The following is a 12,128-nucleotide window of genomic DNA, read 5'->3' on the forward strand; positions in this document are numbered from 1 at the left end:
TGTGGACGAGGCTGTCTAAGGAACCTTATATAAGTATCTTTAGTTTGCCTAGGGAGAGGAGCGTCGCCAGTGGTGGGTTACGCTGCGTCGGTGTCACCGTCGCTCCAGGAGATCGGCCTCGCCGTGAAGCGGCTGCAGTGGCGCCACCACCGCGAGGCCAACCGTCGGCTGGCCGAGCACGGACTCTCCCTGGTGCAGTGGGACGTTCTCCGGCATCTGCACCAGCACCCGGACGCCACGCTGCACACGCTGGCGAACCTGACCTTCCAGACCGACCAGTCGATGGGCACCCTCGCCAGGCGCATGATCGAGCGAGGCCTGCTGAGACGGGCCGAGGGGCCCGGCCGGGCCACCCGCCACGAGCTGACCGGCGACGGCGAGCGCGCCTTCGAGGCCGGATCGCTCGTCGTCGAATCCGTCCTCGCCGAGACCATCGGCACGCTGACCGAGGCCGAGCAGGCCGTCCTGCACGGGCTCTTGACCAGGGCCGCCGGTCCGCGGTGACGGTGCCGGACGGCCACTACCGCGGCCGTCACACCGAGAAGTACTTCGCCTCCGGGTGGTGGAACACGAACGCGTCCGTGGACTGCTCGGGGTGCAGCTGCAGCTCGTCCGACAGCGTCACCCCGACCCGCTCGGGCCGCAGCAGCTCCACGACCTTGTGCCGGTCCTCCATGTCGGGGCACGCCGGGTACCCGAGCGACATCCGCGCCCCGCGGTACTCCAGCTTGAACATGCCCTCCACGCTCTTCGGGTCCTCGTCGCCGAAGCCCAGCTCCGAGCGCACCCGGGAGTGCCAGAACTCCGCCAGCGCCTCCGTGAGCTGCACCGACAGGCCGTGCAGCTCCATGTACTCGCGGTACTTGTTCGCCTCGAACAGCTTCGCGGTGTGCGTCGAGACCGTGTCGCCCACGGTCACGAGCTGCACCGGCAGCACGTCGAACCGCCCGGTCTCCTCGACGAAGGACCGCGGCCGGACGAAGTCCGCCAGGCACAGGTGCCGGTCGCGCCGCTGCCGCGGGAAGTGGAACCGCAGCCGCTCGGTGCCGACCTCGCCGCCGGAGCCGCCGTCGGGCGCCCCGGTCCCGTCGAAGTCCCCGTGGTGTGCGACGACGACGTCGTCCCCCTCGGACCACACCGGGAAGTACCCGTACACCACGGTCGGGTCCATGATCTGGTCGGTGCGGATGCGGTCCATCCACTCCGCGAGCCGCGGGCGGCCCTCGGTCTCGACGAGCTCCTCGTACGAGGCGCCGTCCTCCGACCGGCCGGGCTTGAGACCCCACTGACCCATGAACGTCGCGCGCTCGTCCAGGAACGCCGCGTACTCCGAGAGCTGCACGCCCTTGACGATCCGCGTGCCCCAGAACGGCGGCTCCGGCACGGGGTTGTCGGCGGCCACGTCGGAGCGGGCGGGCAGGTTCTCGGGCGCCGTCTGCGTCACCGTCACCACGCCGTGCCGCCGCTTGCGCAGCGCGGGCAGGCCGACGTCGTCCGGCGAGGCGCCGCGCGCGACCCGCACCAGGGGCTCCATCAGCCGCAGCCCCTCGAAGGCGTCCTTGGCATACCGCACGGTGCCGGGGAACTGCGAGGCCAGGTCGTCCTCGACGTACGTGCGCGTCAGCGCGGCCCCGCCGAGCAGCACCGGCCAGCGCTTCTCGAACCCGCGGGAGGCCAGCTCCTCCAGGTTCTCCTTCATCACCACGGTCGACTTCACGAGCAGCCCCGACATGCCGATCACGTCGGCGTCGTGCTCGATCGCGGCGTCGATCATGGCGCTCACCGGCTGCTTGATGCCGATGTTGACCACCGTGTAGCCGTTGTTCGTCAGGATGATGTCCACGAGGTTCTTGCCGATGTCGTGCACGTCGCCGCGCACGGTCGCCAGCACGATCGTGCCCTTGGACCCGTTGTCGCCCTCCAGGCGCTCCATGTGCGGCTCCAGCAGCGCGACGGCGGCCTTCATCACCTCCGCCGACTGGAGCACGAACGGGAGCTGCATCTCGCCCTTGCCGAACAGCTCGCCCACCACCTTCATGCCTTCCAGCAGGTGGTCGTTGACGATGTCCAGCGCCTTCATCCCGGCGCCGAGCGCCTCCTCGATGTCCGGCTCCAGGCCCTTCCGGGCGCCGTCGATGATGCGCCGCGCCAGCCGCTCGCCCACGGGCAGGGCCAGCAGCTCCGCGGCACGCTGGTCCCGGATCGCCCCGGCGTCCACGCCCTCGAACAGGTCCAGCAGCTTGGACAGCGGGTCGTAGGTCAGGTTCCCGTCGGCGTCCCACTCGCGCTTGTCCCACACCAGGTCGAGCGCCGTCTGCCGCTGCTCGTCCGGGATGGAGGACAGCGGCAGGATCTTGGCCGCGTGCACGATCGCCGAGTCCAGCCCCGCCTCGGTCGCCTCGTGCAGGAACACCGAGTTCAGCACCGCGCGCGCGGCCGGGTTCAGGCCGAAAGACACGTTCGAGACGCCGAGCGTCGTGTGCACGCCGGGGTACTTGTGCGTGATGCGCCGGATCGCCTCGATGGTCTCGATCGCGTCGCGCCGCGTCTCCTCCTGGCCCGTGGCGATGGGGAAGGTCAGGGCGTCGACGATGATGTCGTCCACCCGCATGCCCCAGTCGCCCACCAGGGTGTCGATCAGCCGCGACGCGATGGCGACCTTGCCGTCGGCGGTGCGCGCCTGCCCCTCCTCGTCGATCGTCAGGGCGACGACGGCGGCGCCGTGCTCCACCACCGCCGGCATGATCCGCCCGAACCGCGACGTCGGCCCGTCGCCGTCCTCGAAGTTGACCGAGTTGACCACGCCGCGGCCGCCCAGCAGCTCCAGGCCCGCGCGGATCACGGCGGGCTCCGTGGAGTCGATCACCAGCGGCAGCGTGCTTGCCGACGCGAGGCGGGAGACGACGTCCCGCACGTCCGCTACGCCGTCGCGCCCCACGTAGTCCACGCACACGTCGAGCAGGTGCGCGCCGTCGCGGGTCTGGGCGCGGGCGATGTCCACGACGTCGTCCCAGCGGGCCTCCAGCATCGCCTCGCGGAACGCCTTGGACCCGTTGGCGTTGGTGCGCTCGCCGATCGCCAGGAAGCTCGTCTCCTGGCGCAGGTCCGTGGCCGAGTACAGCGAGGCGACGGCGTTCTCGCGCACCGGCTCGCGCGGCGCCACGGGCTGCCCGCCCACAGCCTCGACCACCAGGCGCATGTGCTCCGGGGTGGTGCCGCAGCAGCCGCCCACCAGGCCCAGGCCGAACTCCCGCGCGAACTGCGTGTGCGCGGCGGCCAGCTCCTGCGGCGTCAGCGGGTAGGACGCGCCGTGCGGCCCCAGCACCGGCAGGCCCGCGTTCGGCATGCACGCCACCGGCATCTGGGCGTGCTGCGACAGGTGCCGCAGGTGCTCGCTCATCTGCTCCGGACCCGTGGCGCAGTTCATGCCGATCGCGTCGATGTCCAGCGCCTGCAGCGCCACCAGCGCCGCACCGATCTCCGAGCCCATCAGCATGGTCCCGGTGGTCTCCACCGTCACCGACACGATGACCGCGACCCGCTGCCCGGTCTCCGCCATCGCCTGCCGGCAGCCCGTCACCGCGGCCTTGGCCTGCAGCAGGTCCTGGCTGGTCTCGATCAGCAGCGCGTCCGCGCCGCCCTCGATCAGGCCCGCCGCCTGCTCCGCGAACGTGTCGCGCAGGTGCTCGTACGTGGTGTGCCCCAGCGACGGCAGCTTGGTGCCCGGTCCCATCGAGCCCAGCACCCATCGCGGCCGGTCCGGCGTCGCGTGGGCGTCGGCCCGCTCGCGCGCGATCCGGGCGCCCTCGCGGGCCAGCTCGCGGATCCGGTCGTCGATGCCGTAGTCCGACAGGTTCGACCAGTTGGCCCCGAACGTGTTCGACTCGATCGCGTCGACGCCCACCGCGAGGAACGCGTCGTGCACCCCGGCGATCAGGTCGGGCCGCGAGACCGTCAGGATCTCGTTGCAGCCCTCCAGCCCCTGGTAGTCGTCCAGGGTCGGGTTCGCCTCCTGGATCATCGTGCCCATCGCGCCGTCGGCCACGACCACGCGCGTGCGCATCGCCTCCAGCAGGGCGGCGGAACGCTCGGCGAGCGAGGGCGGGGCGGCGGGCAGTGCGGTCACCCGGGCAGCGTAAGCCTTGGCCGGACGACGACGCCGTACGTGCCCGGCAGGCGGTCTCCCCGCGGGTATCGTCCCCGACATGACGACGCACGACTACCTGACCACCCTCTTCTCCCTGGAGGGTCGCACCGCCGTGGTGACCGGCGGCAGCTCCGGCATCGGCCGGGCCATCGCCGAGGCCCTCGCCCAGGCCGGGGCACGCACCGTGCTCCTGGCGCGCGGCGCCGACAGGCTCGACGAGGTCGCCGCCGGCCTGCGCGAACGGGGCTGCGCCGTGGAGACCGTCGTCGCCGACCTCTCCAGCCGCGACGGCATCCGCGCCGCCGCCGACGGGATCGTCGCGGCCGCCGGCGAGCCCGACATCCTCGTCAACAGCGCGGGCATCAACCTGCGCCCCCACCTCGGCCAGGTCGACCAGGAGACCTGGGAGGTCACCATGACCGTCAACCTGGAGGCGCCGTTCATGCTCGGGCAGCGGTTCGCGCCCGGCATGGCGGCCCGCGGCTTCGGCCGGCTCATCCACATCTCCTCGCAGCAGGCCCACCGGTCGTTCGTCGACAGCGGCGTCTACGGCGTCTCCAAGGGCGCCCTCGAGTCGCTGGCCCGCTCCCAGTCCGAGGCCTGGTCCGCGCGCGGCGTCACCGCCAACACCCTCGTGCCCGGCTTCGTCCTCACGCCGCTGAACCAGCACCTGCAGGACGACGCCGAGAAGGTCACGGCGCTCGCCGCCCGCACCACCGTGGGCCGCAACGGCGTGCCCGAGGACTTCGAGGGCGCCGCCGTCTTCCTCGCCAGCGCTGCCTCGGGCTACGTCACAGGGCACTCGCTGTTCGTCGACGGCGGCTTCTCGGTCCACTGAGCCCGGGCCACGGTGCCACGCCGTGACGGCCCTCCCCGGCGCACGGCGTCGGACGACATCGCCGGTCCGGGGAAAGACCTACGCGGCCGGTGGGGTAACGGAGAGGTAGCACTGCTACCTGCTCGTTACCCTCCCGGCTGCGAAGGCTTCCTCCCGGAGGCGTGCCTGCCCGGCCGCGCCGGCGGACGCCGACTGCTGGGACGGTCGAGCGGCGGGATCGCCGTGCCGCAGTAGGCTCGCGCGGTGAACGTCGACTTCCCGGGCCTGGGCACTCTTGTCAACGTCGGGACGATCGTCGTCGGGTCGCTGCTCGGCATGGCGGTGGGGCACCGGCTGCCCCAGCGCACCCATGCGGTCGTGACCGACATCCTCGGCCTCGTGACCCTGCTGGTCGCCGCGCTGTCGGCGTTCGCGGTCACCGACGCGGCCTTCGTCTCCGCCACGGGGTCGGGCGCGCCCGTGCTGATCGTGCTCGGGTCCCTGCTGATCGGCGGCATCGCCGGCTCGTTGCTGCGGATCGAGGACCGCCTCGAAGGGCTGGCCGGCACGATCCAGGGCTGGCTGGCCCGCCGCTCCGACGCCCGGCGCTCCGACAGCCGCTCGGGCGGCCGGCGCACCGCGCACCGTCCCGTGCTGATCGACGCGACCGAGACCGGCCAGGACCCCGCGGCGCGCGAGCGCTTCATCGAGGGCTGGCTCACCGCGTCCCTGCTGTTCTGCGTCGGGCCGCTCGCGATCCTGGGGTCGCTGTCCGACGGCCTGGGCCGCGGCATCGACCAGCTCCTGCTCAAGTCGGTGCTCGACGGCTTCGCGGCGCTCGCGTTCGCGTCGTCGTTCGGCGTCGGCGTGCTGCTCTCCGCGGTGTCCGTCGGCGTGGTCCAGGGTCTGGTGACGCTGGCCGGGGTGCTGCTCGGGTCCGTGCTGCCGGACGCGCACATCGCCGCGCTCACGGCCACGGGCGGCCTCATGCTGGTGGGCATCGGCCTGCGGCTGCTGCACCTCAAGCAGATCCCGGTCGGCGACCTGCTGCCGGCCCTCGTCGTGGCGCCGCTGCTCACGCAGCTCGTGATCGTGCTGCGCTGAGCGCGCGCGGGCCCGAGCACCGGGCGACCGGCGTCAGCCCCGCACCGGCACCGGCAGCCGCACCTGACGGCCCGGCTCGTCCTGCCCGTCGAGCTGCCGCGCCAGCAGGTCCATCGCGGTGCGGCCCAGCTCCTCGCCGTCCACGTCGATGGCGGGCGTGTGCTCCAGGCCGAGCGCCTCGATGACCGTGGGCTCCGTGCTCACCACCAGGTCGCGCGGCACCTCGACGCCGCGCGGGCCCAGCGCCAGCAGCAGCCCCAGCCCGATGGAGGTCGCGTACGGCACGACGGCGGTGGCGCCCGTCTCCAGCACGGCCGGCGTCACCTCGACCCCCGCGACGAACGTGGCCGGGCGCGGGCCGAGCACGGTGAGCTCGGCGCCGGCCTGCTCCGCGGCGTCGCGCACGGCGGCGGTGCGCTGCCGGTCCTGCCAGGACCCCTCGGGGCCGCCCACGTAGACGATGCGCCGGTGTCCCTCGGCGGCGAGCCGCTCGGTCAGGGCGCCGAACGCCGTGGCGGTGTCGGCCACGACCGACGTCATCCCGTCGATCTCGCGGTCCACCAGGACGGCGGGCTTGGCCGCGCCGATCCCCGCCACGAGCGTGTCGGTGCCCCGCGGCGCGACGACGAGGAACCCGTCGACCTGCCGGGACAGCCGCTCGACGGCGTCCGCGGAGTCCAGGGCGTGCACGGCCACGGTGAGCTGGAGGCCCGCCTCCTCGGCGCGCGCCTGGGCGCCCGCGATGATCGGGGTGAAAAAGGTGTTGTCCAGGGTGGGGACGACGATGGCGATGATGCCGGTGCGCCCGCGCGCGAGCTCGCGCGCCGCGCGGTTGGGCACGTAGCCGAGCCGGGCGGCCGCGGCCACCACGCGCACCGCGGTCTCGGGGGCCACCAGGCCGCTCCCGTTCAGCGCGCGCGACGCGGTCGCCTTGGAGACGCCGGCCACCGCGGCGACGTCGGACAGATCAGGCACCGTTCCTCCTTGGTCGTTGCGCACACTCTAGACGGCCGATGCAACCGTTTCCGCCCGCTCTGCCCGTGCGCGTAACAGGAAGTTAACGCGCGATTGCAGGAGCACGGCCGCACATGCCTTAGGGTCCGATGGAACCGGTTCCATCAACGAAAGACGGCTCGTGCGAGCACGTTCCACACTTCTGCTGCTCCTGCCGGGGCTGGCGTTCCTGCTCGTCGGGTTCCTGCTGCCGGCGGTCGCGATGCTCTTCGCCCCGCCCGGCGTGACGTTCGCCGAGGTGATCGAGCGCATGGGCGCGATGCTCACCGACCCCTACGACCTCGGGATCATCTGGCGCACCGTGCGCATCGGCCTGATCGTCACCGCGCTGTGCGTGGTGCTCGGGTTCCCGATCGCCTCGCTGCTGGCCCGGTCGCAGTCCCGGTGGGCGGGCGTGCTGCTCGCGCTGGCGATCTTCCCGCTGCTGCTGAGCAACGTGGTGCGCACCTTCGGCTGGCTGGTGGTGCTCGGCTCCAACGGCGTCATCGGGCAGCTCCTGACCGGCCTGGGCCTCGTGGAGAAGGCGCCCCAGCTCCTGTACACGGAGCTGGCGATCGTGCTGGGCCTGGTCCAGCTCTTCCTGCCGCTGGCGGTCATCACCTGCTACTCCGCCGTCGCGCAGGTCGATCCCGGCCTCGACGAGGCGGCCCGGGGCCTGGGCGCCAGCCGTACCCGCTCCTTCTGGACGATCCTGGTGCCGCTCTCGCTGCCCGGGATCGTGGTCGCGGCCACGCTCGTGTTCGCGGGCTCCGTCACCGCGTACACCACCCCGTACCTGCTCGGCGGGTCGAGCCAGCGCATGCTCTCGACCCAGCTCTTCTCCTACGCGAGCGTCACGGTCGACTGGGCGGCGGCGTCGGCCACGGCGATCGTGATGACGGTGCTGGTCTTCCTGGTCTCCGGGATCTCGGCGTTCGTCGGCCGGAAGGGAGCCACCTCATGAGCCGGACCCCAGGTCTGCGCCACCCCGTGGCCGGCGCGCTCGCCGTGGCGGGCTACGTGATCATGATCGTGCCCATCCTGTTCGTCGTGGCCACGGCGTTCACCGCCGGCAGCACGCTGCGCTTCCCGCCCGAGGGGCTGTCGCTCAAGTGGTTCGGCGAGGCGGTGGCGTATTCGCCGTTCACGGAGGCCGTGGTCTCCAGCCTGGAGCTGGCGGTGCTGTCCACCGCGCTGGCCCTGGTGCTGGGTGTGCCGGTCACGCTCGCGATCCACCGCGGCCGGATCCCGGGCAAGGGGCTGCTGGAGGGCCTGTTCCTGTCGCCGCTCGTGGTGCCGGAGCTGGTGGTGGGCCTCGCGCTGTACCAGCAGCTCATGATCGGCCTGCACCTGGACAACTTCACCACCCTGCTGCTGGGCCACACGGCGCTCCTGCTGCCCTACGCGGTGCGCGTCACCGGGGCGTCCCTGGCGCTGGCGGACCCGGCCCTGGAGGAGGCGGCGCGCGGCCTGGGCGCCTCGCCGCTGCGCGCGTTCGTCACCGTGACGCTGCCGATGCTGCGTCCCGGCCTCATCTCGGCGGGCCTGCTCGGCTTCGTCACCTCGTTCAACAACGTGCCGCTGTCGCTGCTGCTGCAGACCCGCGACTTCCGGACGCTGCCCGTCACGATGCTCGACTACGTCCAGCAGAGCTACGACCCGATGGTCGCCGCCGCGTCCACGCTCGTGCTGGCCGCGACCGTCGTGGTGGCCGTCGTCGCGGAGCGCACGGTCGGCTTCGCCAAGATCTTCGGAGGAATCAACCGATGACCACCCCCGCCGCCGAGCTCGTCGGCGTCTCCCAGCGGTTCGGCAGCTTCACCGCCGTCGACCAGATCGACCTCCGCATCCCGCGCGGCCGGCTGACCACGCTGCTGGGCCCCAGCGGCTGCGGCAAGACGACGACGCTGCGCATGCTCGCCGGGTACGCCTCTCCGACGTCGGGCCGCATCCTGATCGACGGCCAGGACGCGACCCGTACCCCGCCGGAGAAGCGCGACCTGGGCATGGTCTTCCAGTCCTACGCGCTGTTCCCGCACCTCACGGTCGCCGACAACGTGGCCTACGGCCTGACGATGCGCAAGGTGCCCGCGGCCGAGCGGCGGCGCCGGGCCGGGGAGGCCCTGGAGCTCGTGGGCCTGGGGCACCTGGGCGACCGCAAGCCCAAGCAGCTCTCCGGCGGCCAGCAGCAGCGGGTCGCCCTGGCCCGCGCCATCGCCATCCGGCCGCGCCTGCTTCTGCTCGACGAGCCGCTGTCCAACCTGGACGCGCGGCTGCGCGTGCAGATGCGCGCCGAGATCCGCCGCATCCAGTCGGAGACCGGGCTGACGGTCGTGCTCGTGACGCACGACCAGGACGAGGCCCTGGAGATGTCCGACGAGATGGTGCTCATGCGCGCGGGGAAGGTCGTGCAGACGGGCGCGCCCCGCGACGTCTTCCCCGCGCCGGCCGACCGGTTCGTCGCCGAGTTCCTCGGCTACGAGAACTTCCTGACGCTGGCCGACGGCCGGGAGGCCGCCGTCCGCCCCGAGCACCTGCGGATCGTCCCCGCCAACACGCCCCTGGACGGCGTTGCCGGCGGCACCGCCGACGGCGACGTCGTGCTCGACGCCGTCGTGGCCGACGTCGCCTACCGCGGCGTCGACCTGCTCGTGACCCTCGACGCCACCGATCCGGCGGGCGCGCCCGTGCGCCTGCTGGCCGACCACCGGGCCGACCACGCCGCTACCGCGACCGGGCCGGCGCCGTCGGCCGGCGACCGGGTCCGCCTCCTCGCGCCCCGCGCGCGCCTGGCCCTGCTGACTGCCGAACCCGCAACCGAAGGAATCTCATGACGCACCACCTCCCCGCCCGCCGCGGCGCTGCCGCCCGCCGCGCCACGGCGCTCGCCTCCGGCCTCGCGGCCACCGCCCTGCTGGTCGCCGGCTGCTCCGCCGGGGACGACGCCGCGGCCGAGGACACGATCGTCGTCTCCACGTTCCCGTTCGGCGTGGAGGAGTTCCAGGAGGCGGTGATCGACCCGTTCACCGCGAAGACCGGGATCAAGGTCGAGGTGGAGACGGGCTCGAACGCCGACCGGCTCTCCCAGCTCCAGGTGGCGGGCGACGACTCCGGCATCGACGTCATGCTGATCTCCGACTACTACGCCGCGCTCGGCCAGGAGACCGACCTGTTCCAGGAGGTCGACGCCGCGAAGGTGCCGTCCCTGGACGAGGTGGCCGACTTCGCGCTGGAGGACGGCTACGCCGGCCCCGCCTACAGCTACCAGCTCAACGGGACCATCTACTCGACCGAGGCGCTGTCGGCGAAGGAGGCCGCGCAGTGGGACCTGTACGGCGACGACGAGTTCGCCGGGCGCCTCGCGCTGCCGGACATCTCGGTCACGGCCGGGCAGCTCATGGTCTCGGGCGTGGGGGAGACCTACGGCGACGGGCCGTACGACATCGACACCGCGCTGGAGACGCTGGGCGGCTGGGCCCCCGGGATCCTGCAGTTCTACTCGTCGTCCACCGAGGTGACGAACCTGCTGACCCAGGGCGAGATCGTGGCCGCCGACTCCCTGAGCGGCTTCGCGACCGACCTGGTCGCCTCGGGCGAGCCCTACGCGTGGACGCCGCCGGCCACGGGCCGGTACATGGCCACCAACCGCGCGATGATCCCCGCCGGCGCCCCGAACGTGGACGGCGCGCACCAGTTCATCGACTACCTGCTCTCGGCCGAGGCGCAGACCAAGTCCGCCGAGCTCGTGGGCGACCTGCCCGTCAACCCCGCCGCGACCGTGCCGGACTCGATCGCGGCGGTCGTGGGCGACATCGCGGCCGACCCGGTCGCGGCCGGCTACTCGACGCTCGACCCCGCGGAGCTCGTGCCCACCCGGGGCGAGTGGGTGGACCGGTTCGCCCGTGAGGTGACGGCCGGCTGACCGGGCCCGACACCATGACGAGCACTGACACGAACACTGACCCGACAAGCACCGGGACGACCGGCACCGCGCTCGACCGCATGCCCAAGGTCGACCTGCACTGCCACCTCATCGGCACGGTCCGGGCGAGCACCTTCGCGGAGCTTGCCCGGCGGGAGGGCCTCGACCTGCCCGCCGAGCCCGAGCGCATCTACGCGGACATCAACTCCCTGCCTCCGGACCCGGAGCTGTACCGCGACACCCGCATCCCGGTGCCGCAGGGCCGCAGCGCGGACGAGCCCGAGGTCTCGTACTCGCTCTTCCAGGCCTCCCGCTGGGTCACGCAGGTGCTGCGCGACGCCGACGACCTCACCAGGATCACGTACGAGGCCTTCGAGGCGGCGCACCGCACGAGCGCGACGCGCCACCTCGAGGTGTCGTTCGACGCCGTGCCCGAGCACCTGGCCTCCCTGGGCTACCTCGGCTCCGTCGAGGCGTACGCCGAGGGCATCCGGATGGCGGAGCGCGACTTCGGCATGTCGGGCCGGCTCATCGCCGCGATCGACCGGTCGGGCTCGGGCGAGGACGCGCTGGAGCGCGTGCGCACCGTCGTCGACCACCCGCACGAGTACGTGGCGGGCATCGGCCTGGACAACCTGGAGACGGCGGGCCCGCCGGAGCGGTTCGCCGCGGCCTACCGGCTCGCCGGCGAGGCGGGCCTGGGCCGCACGGCGCACTCGTCCGAGCACGCCCCGGTCGCGGTCAACACGATCACCTGCCTGGACGTGCTCGGCTGCGACCGCATCGACCACGGCTACTTCGTCCTGCAGGACGACGACGTCGTGGCGCGGGTGCGCGACGAGCAGGTGCCGTTCACGGTCATCTCCACGACGTCGCGCCGCTCCTGGCGGCCGTGGCGCCGGGCCTCCATCGCCGCGATGCTGGACGCGGGGCTCAACGTGATCCCGGCGTCCGACGACCCGGGCATGTTCCCCACCACGCTCGCGGGGGAGTACCGGATCCTGGCCGACGACCTCGCGGTGCCCGACGACCGGCTGCGCCAGATGGCGCTGGCCGGCGTCGAGGCCGCGTGGCTGCCGCCCGTCGAGAAGGCGGCGCTGCGCACGCGGTTCGAGAAGGAGCTCGCGGACCTCGCCTGAGGCCGT

Annotated in this window: 10 protein-coding genes; 8 read left to right on the forward strand and 2 right to left on the reverse strand. The window is 72.8% G+C overall.

From position 1 onward, the window contains the following. Window positions 1-90 precede the first annotated feature (90 nt). Entirely contained in the window at window positions 91-504 is a 414-nt protein-coding gene (locus ACFWEJ_RS01610; RefSeq protein WP_377227451.1) for a MarR family winged helix-turn-helix transcriptional regulator, read from the forward strand. Window positions 505-532: 28 nt separating this feature from the next. Here ACFWEJ_RS01610 and metH read toward each other — a convergent pair whose 3' ends face one another. Then, complete coding sequence (metH, locus tag ACFWEJ_RS01615) at window positions 533-4,063, reverse strand: methionine synthase (protein ID WP_377227475.1); 3,531 nt, start codon at window positions 4,061-4,063, stop codon at window positions 533-535. 142 nt (window positions 4,064-4,205) lie between these two features. Here metH and ACFWEJ_RS01620 point away from each other — a divergent pair, with 142 nt between their 5' ends. After that, window positions 4,206-4,985 carry an SDR family NAD(P)-dependent oxidoreductase gene (locus ACFWEJ_RS01620; RefSeq protein WP_377227452.1) on the forward strand — a complete coding sequence of 260 codons (780 nt, stop codon included), beginning with the start codon at window positions 4,206-4,208 and terminating at the stop codon, window positions 4,983-4,985. A 243-nt stretch (window positions 4,986-5,228) separates the two neighbouring features. Next, window positions 5,229-6,068, forward strand: a complete 840-nt coding sequence (locus ACFWEJ_RS01625) for a DUF554 domain-containing protein (RefSeq protein ID WP_377227453.1) — start codon at window positions 5,229-5,231, stop codon at window positions 6,066-6,068. 33 nt (window positions 6,069-6,101) lie between these two features. Here ACFWEJ_RS01625 and ACFWEJ_RS01630 read toward each other — a convergent pair whose 3' ends face one another. Further along, the gene (locus ACFWEJ_RS01630; RefSeq protein WP_377227454.1) at window positions 6,102-7,043 is read right to left on the reverse strand and encodes a LacI family DNA-binding transcriptional regulator; all 942 of its coding nucleotides are present in this window, start codon (window positions 7,041-7,043) and stop codon (window positions 6,102-6,104) included. 160 nt (window positions 7,044-7,203) lie between these two features. On the opposite strand from ACFWEJ_RS01630, the gene ACFWEJ_RS01635 reads away from it, so the two are divergent. From ACFWEJ_RS01635 to ACFWEJ_RS01655, 5 genes are read left to right on the forward strand one after another with little or no spacing between them, the layout of a single operon-like run. Continuing rightward, entirely contained in the window at window positions 7,204-8,025 is an 822-nt protein-coding gene (locus ACFWEJ_RS01635; RefSeq protein WP_377227455.1) for an ABC transporter permease, read from the forward strand. Continuing rightward, window positions 8,022-8,831: an ABC transporter permease gene (locus ACFWEJ_RS01640; RefSeq protein WP_377227456.1), complete on the forward strand. Its 810-nt coding sequence runs from the start codon at window positions 8,022-8,024 to the stop codon at window positions 8,829-8,831. Before ACFWEJ_RS01635 ends, ACFWEJ_RS01640 begins: the two co-directional genes overlap by 4 nt. Beyond that, complete coding sequence (locus ACFWEJ_RS01645; RefSeq protein WP_377227457.1) at window positions 8,828-9,895, forward strand: ABC transporter ATP-binding protein; 1,068 nt, start codon at window positions 8,828-8,830, stop codon at window positions 9,893-9,895. Before ACFWEJ_RS01640 ends, ACFWEJ_RS01645 begins: the two co-directional genes overlap by 4 nt. Beyond that, window positions 9,892-10,983 (forward strand): PotD/PotF family extracellular solute-binding protein, encoded by a 1,092-nt coding sequence (locus ACFWEJ_RS01650; RefSeq protein ID WP_377227458.1) that lies wholly within the window; start codon window positions 9,892-9,894, stop codon window positions 10,981-10,983. The genes ACFWEJ_RS01645 and ACFWEJ_RS01650 overlap by 4 nt, the downstream gene beginning before the upstream one ends. Window positions 10,984-10,997: 14 nt before the next feature. Further along, the gene (locus ACFWEJ_RS01655; RefSeq protein WP_377227459.1) at window positions 10,998-12,122 is read left to right on the forward strand and encodes an adenosine deaminase; all 1,125 of its coding nucleotides are present in this window, start codon (window positions 10,998-11,000) and stop codon (window positions 12,120-12,122) included. Window positions 12,123-12,128: the final 6 nt, after the last annotated feature.

The sequence above is a fragment of the Promicromonospora sp. NPDC060204 genome, assembly GCF_042728455.1.
Lineage (GTDB): Bacteria > Actinomycetota > Actinomycetes > Actinomycetales > Cellulomonadaceae > Promicromonospora.